The sequence below is a fragment of the Rhizobium sp. P28RR-XV genome, from assembly GCF_012641385.1.
Classification (GTDB): Bacteria; Pseudomonadota; Alphaproteobacteria; order Rhizobiales; family Rhizobiaceae; genus Rhizobium.
Genome location: NZ_JABAIG010000002.1, coordinates 73,627 through 87,629 on the forward strand (window position 1 = coordinate 73,627; position 14,003 = coordinate 87,629).

Below are 14,003 nucleotides of genomic sequence, written 5' to 3' on the forward strand. Positions count from 1 at the left end.
GCGTCACATGTGACGCGCAAAGGTCGCCGTAGCACTTTAGATGCTGCATAATTTTATCCTTAAATCGATCCCGATTTAAGGAATTATGCAGTAAGCTCAGTCCGTTTTGCACTGCAGCAGGAGCTGCGCTGTCTAAGGAGAAGATCATGGCAAGAACAGTTGTCGTCACCGGTTCCACGAGCGGTATCGGCCTCGCCATCGCGACCGCCTTCGCCGCCACGGGTGATAACGTCGTCATCAACGGCTTCGGGAAGCCCGAGGAAATCGACGCGATCAAGAACGAGCTCGAAGCCTCGGGCGGCGGCAAGGTGATCTACCATCCCGCCGACATGACGAAGCCCGCCGAAATTGCCGACCTGATCGCAACGGCCAATTCCACCTTCGGCAGCGTCGATGTCCTCGTCAACAATGCCGGCATCCAGCATGTCGAGAAGATCGAGGACTTCCCGATCGAGAAATGGGACCAGATCATCGCGATCAACCTCTCCAGCTCCTTCCATACCATCCGCGCCGCCATTCCGCTGATGAAGGCCAAAAAATACGGCCGCATCATCAACATCGCCTCGGCGCATGGCTTGGTCGCCTCACCCTTCAAGTCCGCCTATGTCGCGGCAAAACATGGTATATTGGGGCTGACCAAGACGGCAGCGCTTGAGCTTGCCGAATTCGGCGTCACGGTGAATGCCATTTGCCCGGGCTACGTCCTGACCCCGCTTGTCGAAAAGCAGATCCCGGACACGGCCAAGGCCCGCGGCATGACCGAGGAGCAGGTCAAGAACGAGGTCATCCTCAAGGCCCAGCCGACGCACGAGTTCGTCAAGGCCGAGGAGATCGGCGCCCTGTCGCTCTACCTTGCAAGCGACGAGGCGCGCCAGGTGACCGGCACGCACGTCTCGATTGACGGTGGCTGGACCGCGGAATAACCATAGACGGTTAGGGCCGGATTCGTCTGCGTATCCGGCCCGGCCAACAGATCGAAAAACGGGAACGACATGAGCGACTGCATTCGCTTCATCCTCAACGGTGAGGATATCACCCTATCCAGCCTGCGCCCCACCGAGACGCTGCTCGACTTCCTGCGCCTCAAGCAGCGCCTCACGGGCACGAAGGAAGGATGCGCGGAAGGCGACTGCGGCGCCTGCACAGTTCTCGTCGGCCGCCTGATCGATGGCGGACTGCACTACGAATCCATCAATGCCTGCATCCGCTTCGTCGGCTCGCTGCATGCGACCCATGTCGTGACAGTCGAGCATCTTGCCGCCCAGAACGGTACGCTTCATCCGGTGCAGCAGGCCATGGTCGATTGCCACGGCTCGCAATGCGGCTTCTGCACGCCGGGCTTCGTCATGTCGCTCTATGGCCTCTGGCTGACGACGGAAAAGCCGAGCCGGGCGCAGATCGAGAAGTCGCTGCAGGGCAATCTCTGTCGATGCACGGGCTACGAGCCGATCGTCAAGGCCGCCGAGCAGGTCAGCCAGAAACGGCCGAGCGCGCTCTTCGACCCGCTCGAAAAGACCAGGGCCGATATCATCGCCCGCCTCTGGGCAATGCAGGGTGGCGATACCATCGAGATTTCCGAGGGCGAGGATCGTCTCATCGTGCCCGGTTCTGTATCGGCACTGGCGCAGGTGCTTGCCGACGAGCCGACCGCGACCGTCGTCGCCGGCTCGACCGATGTCGGCCTCTGGGTCACCAAGCAGATGCGCCGGCTGAACCCGGTCGTCTTCATCAACCATCTGACCGATCTGCAGAAAATCACTGTTGAAGATGCGGGCCTCACCATCGGCGCCGGCCTCACCTATAGCCGCGCCTTTGCGGTGATCGGCGAAAAGATCCCGGCATTTGCCAACCTCATCAACCGCATCGGCGGCGAGCAGGTTCGCAACATGGGCACGATCGGCGGCAATATCGCCAACGGCTCGCCGATCGGCGACATGCCGCCGCCGCTGATCGCGCTCGGCACAACGGTGAAACTGCGCTCGACGGCAGGCACGCGCAGCCTGCCGCTGGAAGATTTCTTCATCGATTACGGTAAGCAGGATCGCAATCCCGGCGAGTTCGTCGAAAGCATCTTCGTGCCATACCCAGCCGACGATGCGCATTTCGCCGTCTACAAGATCTCCAAGCGTCGAGACGAGGATATTTCGGCCGCCTGTGGCGCCTTCCATCTGTCGTTGGACACCGCCGGTAACGTCGCCGATATCCGCATCGCCTTCGGCGGCATGGCCGGCACGCCGAAGCGCGCTCGTACCGTCGAGGCGGAATTGCTCGGCAAACCCTGGACGGACGCGACGGTCACCGCCGCACGCGATGCCTTCGACAGCGATTACACGCCGCTATCCGATTGGCGCGCTTCAGCCGAATACCGGCAGCTGACCGCCAAGAATCTTCTCATCCGCTTCTATCTTGAAACGTCGGGTGCGCCTCAGGAGCTGAAGCGTTTTGCGACGGCGGAGGCCTGAGCCATGGATAAATCCGCTTTCGAAGAGCCCAAAGTCGTCATCAACGGGTCCATGCATGGCTCGCTGCGCCATGATTCCGCACACAAGCACGTGACCGGAGCAGCCGATTACATCGACGATATTCCCGAACCCGCCGGCCTATTACACGGCGCACTCGGCCTTTCCGACCGCGCCCATGCCGAGATCGCCGGCATCGATCTTTCGGCTGTTCGGGCCTATCCCGGCGTTGTCTGGGTCTTCACCGGCGCCGATATCCCCGGCGTCAACGACACCAGCTCCAACGGCATGCACGACGAACCGCTGCTTGCCGAGACCAAGGTCGAATTCCACGGTCAGCCAATCTTCGCCGTCATCGCTGAAACCCGCGATGCGGCTCGTCGCGCCGCACGCCTCGCCAAAATCGACTATCGCGACCTGCCGCATTGGAGCGATATCGACGGTGCGCTCGCCAATGGCGCACCGCTCGTCTACGAACCGATGACCTTGAAGCGTGGCGAGCCCGAAACCGAGATGGCGAATGCCATCAATCGCATCAAGGCGCAGATGCGCATCGGCGGCCAGGAACATTTCTATCTCGAAAGCCATATCGCCATGGCGATCCCTGGCGAAGACGACGAAGTAGCCGTCTGGTCGTCGACGCAGCATCCGAGCGAAATCCAGCACATCGTCGGCCATGTCCTCGGCATTCCGTCCAATGCAGTGACGGTCAACGTGCGCCGCATGGGCGGCGGCTTCGGCGGCAAGGAAACGCAGGGCAACCAGTTTGCGGCGCTCGCGGCCATCGCTGCCAAGAAACTCGGCCACGCCGTGAAATTCCGGCCCGACCGCGATGAGGACATGAGCGCCACGGGCAAACGGCACGACTTCCTGGTGGACTATGAAGTCGGCTTCGACGACGAGGGCCGCATCCACGCCGTCGATGCCACCTATGCCGCACGTTGCGGCTTCTCCTCCGATCTTTCCGGCCCGGTCACTGACCGCGCGCTGTTTCACGCGGATTCGAGCTATTTCTACCCGCATGTGCATCTGGTCTCGAAGCCGCTGAAGACGCATACCGTCTCCAACACCGCCTTCCGCGGCTTCGGCGGCCCGCAGGGCATGGTCGGCGGCGAACGCATGATCGAAGAAATTGCCTATGCGCTCGGCAAGGACCCTCTGGAAGTCCGCCGCGCCAATTTCTACGGCCAGCCGGGCTCCGGCCGAACGCTGACCCCCTATCACCAGGAGGTCACCGACAACATCATCGACCGCGTCGTCGATGAGCTTGAACAGACGTCCGACTATCAGGCACGGCGCAGCGCCATCATCGAGTTCAACCGTTCCAGCCGCTTCATCCGCAAGGGCATCGCGCTGACGCCGGTGAAATTCGGCATCTCCTTCACCATGACTGCCTTCAACCAGGCTGGCGCGCTGGTGCACATCTATCAGGACGGCTCCATCCACCTTAACCATGGCGGCACCGAGATGGGCCAGGGCCTTTATACCAAGGTGGCGCAGGTGCTGGCCGACAGTTTCCAGGTCGATATCGATCAGGTGAAGATTACCGCGACGACGACCGGCAAGGTGCCGAACACCTCGGCAACGGCTGCGTCTTCCGGCTCCGACCTGAATGGCATGGCAGCCTATGACGCCGCGCGCCAGATCAAGGAGCGGCTCGTTGCCTTCGCGACGGAGAAATGGGGCGTGGGCACCGAGGAGGTACAGTTCCTGCCGAACCGCGTGCGCATCGGTGAAGTGGAAATCCCCTTCCCCGATTTCGTCAAGCAGGCTTATTTCGCCCGCGTCCAGCTTTCGGCCGCCGGCTTCTACAAGACGCCGAAGATCCATTGGGATCGCAAGGCCGGTCGGGGCACGCCCTTCTATTATTTCTCCTATGGTGCCGCCTGCTCGGAAGTGTCGATCGATACGCTGACCGGCGAGTATCTGATCGACCGCACCGACATCCTCCACGACGTCGGCCGCTCGCTCAATCCGGCCATCGATATCGGCCAGGTCGAAGGCGCTTTCGTACAGGGCATGGGCTGGCTGACGACCGAAGAGCTCTGGTGGGATGCAAAGGGCCGGCTGCGCACCCACGCGCCATCGACCTACAAGATCCCGCTCGCCTCCGACCGGCCGAAGATCTTCAACGTGCGGCTGGCGGAATGGTCCGAAAATACCGAGGCCACCATCGGCCGCTCAAAGGCGGTCGGCGAACCGCCCTTCATGCTCAGCATATCCGTGCTCGAAGCATTGTCGATGGCGGTTGCAAGCGTCGCGGACTATCGCATCTGCCCGCGCCTCGATGCCCCGGCAACGCCGGAGCGGGTGCTGATGGCGGTCGAGCGGCTCAAGGGGATGTGATTGTCCTTCCCGGGCTTGCGCCCATTGCCACTTAGAGCAGCCGGTTATCGTCATAACGCGGCTCGCGCCCGTCGAGAAATCCGAGGTCACGCTTCAGGCGGTCCGGCATCTCATCTAGATCGAGATGCGGCGACGGCTCCGCATGTTTGACGAAGGCCCGCGTCAACGATTCCAGAAGACGCTCCAGAACCGTGGGCCTGGCTGCTTGCACCTGTTCCACAACATAGCAATCCATGACAACACCTCAATCAGATCAGTGATATGGGTTGTAGTCTGGAGCGAAAAATGCTGAAATTCCAATCGAACTATCGTCTGCATACATAACGAGAACTTATCCATGAAATTGTCCATGCGCTTTCCGCTGAATGCGCTCCGCGTCTTCGAGGCCGCCGCCAGGCACGGCAGTTTCACGCGGGCTGGCGAAGAACTTGGCATGACGCAGACGGCGGTCAGCTATCAGATCAAGCTGCTAGAAGAGACTTTGGGCGAGCCGTTATTCCTACGTCGTCCGCGGCAGATCCTGTTGACCAAGGCCGGAGAGCAGCTTGCACCGAAAGTGGCGGAAGCCTTTGCCATGCTGCAGGAGGCCATGACCTCGATCCGCGGCGATGCCGAAGCGACGCTGTGCATCCATTCGACCCCCACCTTCGCCTCGCAGTGGCTAGCCCGCCATATCGGTTCGTTTCAGCTGAAGCATCCCAATATTGCCGTCCGGCTGGATACCTCGGGCTCGATCATAGACTTCGCCCGAGAGCCCTCCGATATCGCCATCCGCGCTGGGCGTGGCCAGTGGCCGGGACTGCGCGCCCACCTATTGATGAAGGTCTATTTCACGCCGATGCTGAGCCCGGCTCTTGCGGAGACGGTCGGCGGCATACACGAACCGGCCGATCTCCTGAAGCTCCGCATCATCGACGCAGGTGACCCATGGTGGGTCCAATGGTTTAAGGAGGCTGGCGTTCCCGACCCCGGCCTACAGGGCCGGCCGCGCAGCAGGCTAGGCGCCCAGTCCTTCGAGGCAAGCGCGGCATTGGCCGGTCAAGGCGTCGCCATCCTGACCCCGGAGTTCTATACGGATGATCTGGCTTCCGGCCGGCTGATTCAGCCCTTCGATATTCTTTCGTCCGACAATACGGACTACTGGATCGCCTATCCGGAAAACCGGCGTCATACGCCGCGAATCCGCGCCTTCAGGGATTGGCTCCTCTGCGAATTCGGCATGCCGCTGGAGTAGTTCCAGGAAAACTGCGCAGCAGCTCTCCGTCCGGAGCAATGAGATAAAGTCGTTCAGAGCTGCGCCACTCTCCGGTGTTCAGTAGGCCATGTCAGGGGCATAGAAACAGCGCGGTGTGTTTTCATCCGGAAACAGACAGAGATGGTAGGCTCCGTCAGGCGAACGCATCGTTTTCCGCTGCGGCAGATTGAAGATATGCGCGTGCGTTACGTAGCGATGGTCGCCAGGATTGAGCGTCACTCGATAGCCGCCCGGCACGATGGTGACGGTGCGCGACGGGATCATCTCGCAATCGCCTGTCTTGCTGTCGCCATTGCAGCAATAGGGGTCGTAGGACCAGCCGGAGGGCGCCTCATGCGCCAAAGCGAAGGCTGCGGAGGGAAGAAAAAATACGAACGCCAGAATACCACGCATGGGCAATTCTCCGTCGAAAAAAATAGACGGCCGCCGCGGACATGGCCCGCTCCAAGCAGCCAAGGGCATTTTATTAAAAAACTGCCATAATCTGATCTAATGCGTCCGGGGCGCTAGACAAGGCCGCGCTTTTTGCCCGCACATCAAACGCCCCCCTCTTCCATACGCTCTCAACATTCTGCAAGGTGTCGAGTCGGAGGAAGAAAAGGGGAACTGAATGTATGAATACGCCATAGCGTGGGAGTGGCTCACATTTGCTGCCCGCTGGTTCCACGTCATAACCGCCATTGCCTGGATCGGTTCGTCCTTCTACTTCATCGCGCTCGATCTCGGGCTGGTGAAGCGCCCCCATCTTCCGCCTGGCGCCTATGGCGAGGAATGGCAGGTTCACGGCGGCGGCTTCTATCATATCCAGAAATATCTCGTTGCCCCGGCGCAGATGCCGGAACATCTGACCTGGTTCAAATACGAGAGCTATTTCACCTGGCTTTCCGGCTTCCTGATGCTGTGCATCGTCTATTACGGCGGCGCCAATCTCTTCCTCATCGACCGGCATGTGCTCGACGTCGGCGTCCCCGTCGCCATTCTGATTTCGCTGGCCTCACTTGCCGGCGGCTGGATCGTCTATGACCTTCTCTGCAAATCCCCGCTCGGCAACAATACCTGGGGACTGATGATCGTGCTTTATGCCGTGCTGGTCTTCATGGCCTGGGGCTATACGCACCTCTTCACCGGCCGCGCCGCCTTCCTGCATCTCGGCGCCTTCACCGCGACGATCATGTCCGCCAACGTCTTCATGATCATCATTCCCAACCAGAAGATCGTCGTCGCCGATCTCATTGCCGGCCGCACGCCGGACCCCGAATACGGCCGCATCGCCAAGCAGCGCTCGCTGCACAACAACTATCTGACGCTGCCCGTCATCTTCTTCATGTTGTCGAATCATTATCCGCTGGCCTTCGGCACGGCCTATAACTGGGTGATCGCGGCGCTGGTGTTCCTGATGGGCGTCACCATCCGCCACTGGTTCAACACGACGCATGCCCGCAAGGGCCGCCCGACCTGGACCTGGATCGTCACCGTCGTCATCTTCATCGCCATTATGTGGCTTTCGACCGTTCCGAAGGTGCTGACCGGCGAGAAGGATGCGAATGCAGTCGCTCCCGCCTTCCAGCAGTTCGCCTCGGACGCGCATTTCCCAGCCGTCAAGCAGATGGTGTCGACGCGCTGTTCCATGTGTCATGCGGCAGAACCCGTCTATGAGGGAATTGTCCGCCCGCCGAAAGGCATGACGCTGGAAAATGACGCGGAAATCGCTATGCATGCCCGGGAGATCTATATCCAGGCTGGCCGCAGCCACGCCATGCCTCCCGGCAACGTCACGGACGTCACGCCAGAGGAGCGCAAGCTGCTGGTCGCCTGGTTCGAAAGCTCCATCGGAGAAAAGAGCCAATGACCACCCTTCTGCGCGGCCGCCTGCTTTCCTTCAAGCGCCTGCCGCAAAGCCTCGACGACACGGACAGCTACGCTTATGAAAGCGATGGCGGCCTGCTGGTCGAGAACGGCACGATCGCCGCAACCGGCCCCTATGCTGATATCAAGGCGCGGGCGCCGGAAGGCGTCACCGAAATCGACCACCGTCCGCACTTGATCCTGCCGGGTTTCATCGACATGCACCTGCATTTCCCGCAGATGCAGGTGATCGCCTCCTATGCCGCCAACCTCCTGGAATGGCTGAATACCTATACTTTCCCGGAGGAATGCCGCTTCGTCGAAAGCGCGCATGCGCAGCGTATCGCCACCCATTTCTATGACGAGATGATCCGCCACGGCACGACGACGGCGGTTGCCTATTGTTCGGTGCACAAGACCTCCGTCGACGCCTATTTTGCCGAAGCCATGCGGTGCAACATGCGCATGGTCGGCGGCAAGGTCATGATGGACCGCAACGCCCCGCAAGGCCTGCTCGACACGCCCGAAATGGGTTACGACGAGACCCGCGAAGTGATTGCACAATGGCACGGCAAGGGCCGCAACCATGTTGCCATCACGCCGCGCTTCGCCATCACCTCCACGCCCGCGCAGATGGAGGCGACCGCCACCCTCGCCCGCGAATTCCCGGATCTGCACATTCAGACGCATCTTTCCGAGAACCACGATGAGATCAAGTTCACCTGCGAACTCTATCCCGACGCGATCGACTATACCGATATCTATGCGCATTACGGTCTGCTTGGCCCAAAGAGCCTGTTCGGTCATGCGATCCATCTCTCGGAGCGTGAAGCCGACGCCATGAGCGAAGCAGGCGCAGTCGCGGTGCATTGCCCGACCTCGAACCTGTTTCTCGGCTCCGGCCTCTTTCCGCTGAAGGCGCTGGCGCGCCGCGAGAAACCCGTTCGCATCGGCGTCGCCACCGATATCGGCGGCGGCTCCAGCTATTCCATGCTGCGCACCATGGACGAGGCCTACAAGATCCAGCAGCTGCTGGGCGAGCGCCTGAACCCGCTGGAAAGCTATTATTACATGACGCGAGGCAATGCCGAGTCCCTCTCGCTCGTCGACAAGATCGGCACGCTCGACGCCGGCACCGAAGCCGACCTCATCGTCCTCAATGCCGCCGCAACGCCGGCCATGGCGCTGAAGATGGAAGTGACGAAGAGCCTCACCGAAGAGCTGTTCCTGCTGCAGACCATGGGCGACGACCGCGCCGTCGTCGAAACCTATGTCGCCGGAAAGCCGATGAAATCGACCCTGCAATAAGGCAATCCAACCCCATCGCCATGTAACCGTCCAGAGGGCAGACAGCCATGACCGCGCCGCTTACCATCGCAGAACTGAAGAAGCTCGCTCGGCGGCGCGTGCCGAAAATGTTCTTCCAATATGCCGATTCCGGTTCGTGGACGGAATCGACCTATCAGGCGAACGAGGCGGATTTCGCCAGGATCAAGCTGCGTCAGCGCGTTCTCGTCGACATGTCCGACCGGTCGCTGGCAACCAGCATGGTCGGCCAGAAAGTCTCCATGCCGGTCGCCCTGGCGCCGACCGGTCTCACCGGCATGCAGCATGCCGATGGCGAGATGCTGGCGGCGCGCGCGGCGGAGGAATTCGGTATTCCCTTCACGCTGTCGACGATGAGCATATGTTCGATCGAGGATATCGCCTCGGTAACGAAGCAACCCTTCTGGTTCCAGCTCTATGTCATGAAGGACCGCGATTTCGTCCTGAACCTGATCCACCGCGCCAAGGCGGCGAAATGCTCGGCGCTGGTGCTGACGGCCGACCTGCAGATCCTCGGCCAGCGCCACAACGACATCCGCAACGGATTGTCGGCACCGCCGAAAATGACCGTGAAAAATCTCTGGCAGATGGCTACGCGACCAGGCTGGTGTATGAATATGCTGAAGACGAAGCGCCATTCCTTCGGCAACATCATCGGTCACGCCAAGGATATTTCCGACATGACGACGCTGTCGCACTGGACGCATTCGCAATTCGACCCCAAGCTCTCCTGGAGCGATGTCGGCTGGATCAAGGAGCAATGGGGCGGCCCGCTGATCATCAAGGGCATTCTCGACGCTGAGGATGCGAAGGCGGCCGTCGATACCGGCGCCGACGCCATCATCGTCTCCAACCATGGCGGCCGCCAGCTCGACGGCGCTCATTCCTCCATCAGCATGCTGCCACGGATCGTCGATGCGGTGGGTGATAAGATCGAGGTGCATATGGATGGCGGCATCCGTTCCGGCCAGGACGTGCTCAAGGCCATTGCACTCGGCGCCAAGGGCACCTACATCGGCCGCCCTTTCCTTTATGGTCTGGGCGCCATGGGCAAGGAAGGCGTAACGCTCGCGCTCGAGATCATCCGTAAGGAGTTGGATATCTCCATGGCGCTGTGCGGCAAGCGGGATATCAAAGCGGTAGATCGATCGATCCTGGCTGATCTTTAAAGCGCAGTCGTTGCCGCAAAAGCGCTGCACATTTTTGCGCGACGTGCTCTAACGCAGCCAGCCCGTTGCCAAGCCGCTTGCCCACTCCGTACGGTCATTCTCAGCCGCGAGCTTCGCCATTGCCATGTGATCGTAGGCCACCTGCCGGAAGACCGGCAGCCAGTTATCGCCTGTCTTTTTCAGAATGGCGTAGGAGGCGAAGGGATGGCCGGCTTCCACCTTGTGATGATAGGGCAGAACATCGTCATAGGCCGGGCAGCCGACGCTGCCGGGATTGACGATTAGGCGGCCGCCTGAGAGACGGACGGCTCGCGGAATATGAGTATGCCCGCACAGGATCAGCCGAAAATCGACACCGACGGCAAGCGCTTCGATCTCCTCCAGCGGCTTCAGATAGACATAACCGTCCGGTGAGACGGATTCGAGCCAATAGACATTGTCGTCGGTCGGCGTGGCGTGGCAAAGATAGGCTTCGTTCCGATAGGTCGTACTGAACGGCAGGCGGCGCAGCCATTCCAGATGGCGTTCGGTCAATTCGTCGTAAGCCGCCTTGTCCGAAACATGCATGGCCTCCGGCGCCTGCTCGATCAGATACCGATCATGATTGCCGCACACCGTCAGCGCATTCAGTTCCAGCAACATATCGGCGGCCTTGCCAGCCGTCAGCGGCCCGCTGAAGCAATCGCCGAGATTGACGATCTCGGTGACGCCCTGCTTGCGGATATCGTCCAGTACCGCCTCGAGCGCCAGATGATTGCCGTGAATGTCCGCGATCGCAGCAAAACGCAAGTCTCAGCTCCCTCGATAGGTGGAATAGCCATAGGGCGAAATCAGCAGCGGCACATGGTAATGCGCCGTTGTATCGGCAATGCCGAAGCGGATCGGCACGAGGTCGAGAAACGCCGGCTCCGGCAGCTTGGCGCCGTTGGCACGAAGATAGTCTCCGGCCCGAAACAGCAGTTCGTAGGTGCCGGCAACGAAGCTGTCGCCGATCAGGATGGGGCCGCCGTCCACACGTCCGTCGGCATTGGTCGTGACCGTCTTCAGATGCGTGCGCGCATCGCCCTCGATCCTGAAAAGATCGATCACCAGGCCTTCGGCCGGCTTGCCGAGGGCGGTGTCGAGCACATGGGTGGTCAATCCGGTCATAGCGCTGGCGCTCCGATGATGTAGGGCGTTTCGAAGAAATATTCCTCTAGATTATTTCCCGGCCCATCACGATCGACAACAAGGAAATCGCTCTGCTCGCCGAGTGCCATCAGCGGATAATGCCAGGCATTGACCCGATAGTTCACGCCCTGATCGCCCCGGGCCAGGAAGACCTGCGGCCTGCCGGGCCTGCCGCCCTCATCCTGCGCGACGACCACGAGAAACGGCCGGCTTTTCAGCGGCACGAAACACTGGCTGCCGAAAGGGTGGCGCTCCATCATCTCGATCGAGAAGGGGAAGGCGCGCGGCTGACCGCGAAACAGGTTCAGGATAACCCGTGCCCCGTCGCCGATGGCTTCGGCAGCCGACAGCGCATGGAAGCGCTCCGTCGTGCCGCCATTGATGAACCGCATGGTTGCCGGATCGGCCTCGATCACATCGCCGAAAGGAGCGAACGCGGCCTTCGTTAGTGGGTGAATTTCAAGATGCTGTGTCATTCTATGATCATTCGCCTTCCGCCCGCCAACGGCGAATGGAATCCAGTTGTGAGAACAATTCCGGAAGAGATTTTTGCGCGATGTCCCACAGGACCGTCAGCTCGATGTCGAAATAACCCTGCGCAATTCTGCTCCTGAAGTCGTGCATCTCATGCCAAGGCAGCTCCGGATGGTCAACGACAAACTCCGGATATTCCTCCGCAATGCGCGCGGCCGCCTCGCCGATCATCAGGAGAGTCATACCGACGGCGCGCTGCTTCTCGACATTCTTGAAAAATGCGCCTTGATCAATTCCACGAAGGAACTGACCTGCCTCGGACACGGCCCGCTGCATGTAATCAAGGTGGGCGATTAGCCGATCCAAGCTCATATGACACAGCCCCAGTTTGTGAAATACTAAGTCATGAGCGGCGTGGAAACAGCTCGCTATCAGCCCTCGGGAAACATGGATTGCAGCCGCAGCAAAGCGATCTTTTCAACCTGGGCCGCGGCGGCCGCAAATTCCGCATCCCGGCCATTGTCGACCCGCGTTTCGAAGGCAGCGAGGATATCGTCCTTGCCAAGCCCTTTGACCGCAATGATGAAGGGAAAGCCGAATTTCGTCACATAGGCGGCATTGAGTTCGGTGAACCGCGCATGCTCCGCGGGGCTCAGCCGATCGAGCCCGGCGCCGGCCTGCTCCTTGCGGCTGTCCTCGGTCAATTCTCCGGCAACCGCCAGCCGGCCCGCAAGGTCCGGATGGGCTCGCAACACGCCAAGCCGCTCCTGCTCGCTGGCAGCGCGGAAGCCCCTCACCAAAGCGGCATGCACGCCGCCCGAGGTCAGCGGTTCGGCGATGGTACCAGCGTCGTAGGCGCGCTCGGCAATGAAGGGAGAATGCTCGAAGACGCCGCCGAAACGGCCGATAAAATCGGCTCGCGATATCATGTCAGCGCTCGCCCCCCGGCGTATGATTCTGATGCCAGTGGTTGGCGATCTCGATACGCTTCGGGATCCAGACCTTGTCGTGCTTCTGCACATATTCGATAAAGCGCCGCAGGGCCGCAGCCCGGCCCGGACGGCCGACCAGGCGGCAATGCAAGCCCACGGACATCATCTTCGGGCTACCCTGTTTGCCTTCTTCATAAAGCGTGTCGAAGGCATCCTTGAGATAGGTGAAGAACTGGTCGCCGGAATTGAAGCCCTGCGGTGTGGCAAAGCGCATATCGTTGGTTTCGAGCGTATAGGGGATGATCAGGAACGGCTTGCCGTTCAAGCCGTCGACCCAGAAGGGCAGATCGTCGGCATAGGAATCGGAGGAATAGAGGAAGCCGCCCTCCTCCATGACCAGCCGCAGCGTATTGTCCGATGGCTTGCCCTGATACATGCCGTAAGGCCGCTCGCCGGTCAGTTCGGTGTGCAGCCGCACGGCCTCGAGAATATGCTTGCGCTCCAGATCCTCCGAAAAATCCTTGTATTCCAGCCAGCGATAGCCGTGGCTGGCGATCTCCCAGCCGGCTTCCTTCATAGCCGCAACCGCTTCCGGATTGCGCGCCATCGCAAGCGTCACGCCATAGACGGTCGCCCGCACCTTGAGCTCTGTGAACATGCGCCACAGCCGCCAAAAGCCGGCACGCGCGCCGTATTCGTAGATCGATTCCATATTGAGATTGCGCTGGTTCGGCCAGGGTGCCGCCCCAACGATCTCGGAGAGCAGGTTTTCAGAGGCCGCATCACCATCGAGAATGCAGCTTTCCCCACCCTCTTCGTAGTTGATCACGAACTGCACCGCGATGCGTGCATCGCCGGGCCACTTCGGATCCGGTGTATTGCGGCCATAGCCGATGAGATTGCGGGAGTAGTTTTCCGACATTGAAGCACCTTCTCTGATCAGCGGACGGTAGCACCCACACAGCGAAAGTCGAGACGGAAAGTGGGAAAATCACTTTCTCTTCAATGGTAAGCCCGTCGCGCTATC

15 protein-coding genes are annotated in these 14,003 nt (G+C 60.5%); 7 read left to right on the forward strand and 8 right to left on the reverse strand.

Going from position 1 to position 14,003, the window contains the following annotated elements:
* The first annotated feature begins 146 nt into the window (after positions 1 to 146).
* The 3 genes from HGP12_RS03970 (at position 147) to xdhB (ending at position 4,805) form a co-directional block, all read left to right on the forward strand.
* Positions 147 to 923: a 3-hydroxybutyrate dehydrogenase gene (locus HGP12_RS03970; RefSeq protein ID WP_168838511.1), complete on the forward strand. Its 777-nt coding sequence runs from the start codon at positions 147 to 149 to the stop codon at positions 921 to 923.
* Positions 924 to 992: 69 nt separating this feature from the next.
* The gene (gene xdhA / locus HGP12_RS03975; protein ID WP_168838510.1) at positions 993 to 2,462 is read left to right on the forward strand and encodes a xanthine dehydrogenase small subunit; all 1,470 of its coding nucleotides are present in this window, start codon (positions 993 to 995) and stop codon (positions 2,460 to 2,462) included.
* A gap of 3 nt (positions 2,463 to 2,465) precedes the next feature.
* On the forward strand, positions 2,466 to 4,805 hold the full coding sequence (gene xdhB, locus HGP12_RS03980; RefSeq protein ID WP_168838509.1) for a xanthine dehydrogenase molybdopterin binding subunit: 2,340 nt from the start codon (positions 2,466 to 2,468) through the stop codon (positions 4,803 to 4,805).
* A 31-nt stretch (positions 4,806 to 4,836) separates the two neighbouring features.
* Here the strand turns inward: xdhB and HGP12_RS03985 are convergent, their stop codons facing one another.
* Positions 4,837 to 5,040: a hypothetical protein gene (locus HGP12_RS03985; protein ID WP_168838508.1), complete on the reverse strand. Its 204-nt coding sequence runs from the start codon at positions 5,038 to 5,040 to the stop codon at positions 4,837 to 4,839.
* Positions 5,041 to 5,142: 102 nt separating this feature from the next.
* On the opposite strand from HGP12_RS03985, the gene HGP12_RS03990 reads away from it, so the two are divergent.
* Positions 5,143 to 6,039 (forward strand): LysR substrate-binding domain-containing protein, encoded by an 897-nt coding sequence (locus HGP12_RS03990; RefSeq protein WP_205926335.1) that lies wholly within the window; start codon positions 5,143 to 5,145, stop codon positions 6,037 to 6,039.
* A 78-nt stretch (positions 6,040 to 6,117) separates the two neighbouring features.
* Here HGP12_RS03990 and HGP12_RS03995 read toward each other — a convergent pair whose 3' ends face one another.
* The gene (locus tag HGP12_RS03995; RefSeq protein ID WP_168838507.1) at positions 6,118 to 6,453 is read right to left on the reverse strand and encodes a hypothetical protein; all 336 of its coding nucleotides are present in this window, start codon (positions 6,451 to 6,453) and stop codon (positions 6,118 to 6,120) included.
* Positions 6,454 to 6,670: 217 nt separating this feature from the next.
* On the opposite strand from HGP12_RS03995, the gene HGP12_RS04000 reads away from it, so the two are divergent.
* Genes HGP12_RS04000 through HGP12_RS04010 form a run of 3 tightly spaced genes read left to right on the forward strand, consistent with a single transcriptional unit; the run spans position 6,671 to position 10,400 of the window.
* On the forward strand, positions 6,671 to 7,909 hold the full coding sequence (locus HGP12_RS04000) for a urate hydroxylase PuuD (protein ID WP_168838506.1): 1,239 nt from the start codon (positions 6,671 to 6,673) through the stop codon (positions 7,907 to 7,909).
* Positions 7,906 to 9,213: a guanine deaminase gene (gene guaD / locus HGP12_RS04005; protein WP_168838505.1), complete on the forward strand. Its 1,308-nt coding sequence runs from the start codon at positions 7,906 to 7,908 to the stop codon at positions 9,211 to 9,213. The genes HGP12_RS04000 and guaD overlap by 4 nt, the downstream gene beginning before the upstream one ends.
* A 47-nt stretch (positions 9,214 to 9,260) precedes the next feature.
* Positions 9,261 to 10,400: an alpha-hydroxy acid oxidase gene (locus HGP12_RS04010; RefSeq protein ID WP_168838504.1), complete on the forward strand. Its 1,140-nt coding sequence runs from the start codon at positions 9,261 to 9,263 to the stop codon at positions 10,398 to 10,400.
* Between the two features lie 48 nt (positions 10,401 to 10,448).
* On the opposite strand, the gene HGP12_RS04015 is transcribed toward HGP12_RS04010, so the two are convergent.
* Genes HGP12_RS04015 through puuE form a run of 6 tightly spaced genes read right to left on the reverse strand, consistent with a single transcriptional unit; the run spans position 10,449 to position 13,898 of the window.
* Positions 10,449 to 11,189, reverse strand: coding sequence for a metallophosphoesterase (locus HGP12_RS04015; protein WP_168838503.1), 741 nt, complete (start codon positions 11,187 to 11,189; stop codon positions 10,449 to 10,451).
* 3 nt (positions 11,190 to 11,192) lie between these two features.
* Entirely contained in the window at positions 11,193 to 11,549 is a 357-nt protein-coding gene (uraH, locus tag HGP12_RS04020; RefSeq protein WP_168838502.1) for a hydroxyisourate hydrolase, read from the reverse strand.
* On the reverse strand, positions 11,546 to 12,046 hold the full coding sequence (locus HGP12_RS04025) for an ureidoglycolate lyase (protein WP_168838501.1): 501 nt from the start codon (positions 12,044 to 12,046) through the stop codon (positions 11,546 to 11,548). The genes uraH and HGP12_RS04025 overlap by 4 nt, the downstream gene beginning before the upstream one ends.
* 7 nt (positions 12,047 to 12,053) lie before the next feature.
* On the reverse strand, positions 12,054 to 12,416 hold the full coding sequence (locus HGP12_RS04030; RefSeq protein ID WP_168838500.1) for a DUF86 domain-containing protein: 363 nt from the start codon (positions 12,414 to 12,416) through the stop codon (positions 12,054 to 12,056).
* A gap of 59 nt (positions 12,417 to 12,475) precedes the next feature.
* Positions 12,476 to 12,973: a 2-oxo-4-hydroxy-4-carboxy-5-ureidoimidazoline decarboxylase gene (gene uraD / locus HGP12_RS04035; RefSeq protein WP_168838499.1), complete on the reverse strand. Its 498-nt coding sequence runs from the start codon at positions 12,971 to 12,973 to the stop codon at positions 12,476 to 12,478.
* A gap of 1 nt (position 12,974) precedes the next feature.
* Positions 12,975 to 13,898, reverse strand: a complete 924-nt coding sequence (gene puuE / locus HGP12_RS04040) for an allantoinase PuuE (protein WP_168838498.1) — start codon at positions 13,896 to 13,898, stop codon at positions 12,975 to 12,977.
* Positions 13,899 to 14,003 lie beyond the last annotated feature (105 nt).

Excerpts from the sequence above, each read along its gene's own strand:
- HGP12_RS03970 (WP_168838511.1), top strand. The coding sequence starts at position 147 with ATGGCAAGAACAGTTGTCGTCACCGGTTCCACGAGCGGTATCGGCCTC.
- xdhA (WP_168838510.1), top strand. The coding sequence starts at position 993 with ATGAGCGACTGCATTCGCTTCATCCTCAACGGTGAGGATATCACCCTA.
- xdhB (WP_168838509.1), top strand. The coding sequence starts at position 2,466 with ATGGATAAATCCGCTTTCGAAGAGCCCAAAGTCGTCATCAACGGGTCC.
- HGP12_RS03985 (WP_168838508.1), bottom strand. The coding sequence starts at position 5,040 with ATGGATTGCTATGTTGTGGAACAGGTGCAAGCAGCCAGGCCCACGGTT.
- HGP12_RS03990 (WP_205926335.1), top strand. The coding sequence starts at position 5,143 with ATGAAATTGTCCATGCGCTTTCCGCTGAATGCGCTCCGCGTCTTCGAG.
- HGP12_RS03995 (WP_168838507.1), bottom strand. The coding sequence starts at position 6,453 with ATGCGTGGTATTCTGGCGTTCGTATTTTTTCTTCCCTCCGCAGCCTTC.
- HGP12_RS04000 (WP_168838506.1), top strand. The coding sequence starts at position 6,671 with ATGTATGAATACGCCATAGCGTGGGAGTGGCTCACATTTGCTGCCCGC.
- guaD (WP_168838505.1), top strand. The coding sequence starts at position 7,906 with ATGACCACCCTTCTGCGCGGCCGCCTGCTTTCCTTCAAGCGCCTGCCG.
- HGP12_RS04010 (WP_168838504.1), top strand. The coding sequence starts at position 9,261 with ATGACCGCGCCGCTTACCATCGCAGAACTGAAGAAGCTCGCTCGGCGG.
- uraH (WP_168838502.1), bottom strand. The coding sequence starts at position 11,549 with ATGACCGGATTGACCACCCATGTGCTCGACACCGCCCTCGGCAAGCCG.
- HGP12_RS04025 (WP_168838501.1), bottom strand. The coding sequence starts at position 12,046 with ATGACACAGCATCTTGAAATTCACCCACTAACGAAGGCCGCGTTCGCT.
- HGP12_RS04030 (WP_168838500.1), bottom strand. The coding sequence starts at position 12,416 with ATGAGCTTGGATCGGCTAATCGCCCACCTTGATTACATGCAGCGGGCC.
- uraD (WP_168838499.1), bottom strand. The coding sequence starts at position 12,973 with ATGATATCGCGAGCCGATTTTATCGGCCGTTTCGGCGGCGTCTTCGAG.
- puuE (WP_168838498.1), bottom strand. The coding sequence starts at position 13,898 with ATGTCGGAAAACTACTCCCGCAATCTCATCGGCTATGGCCGCAATACA.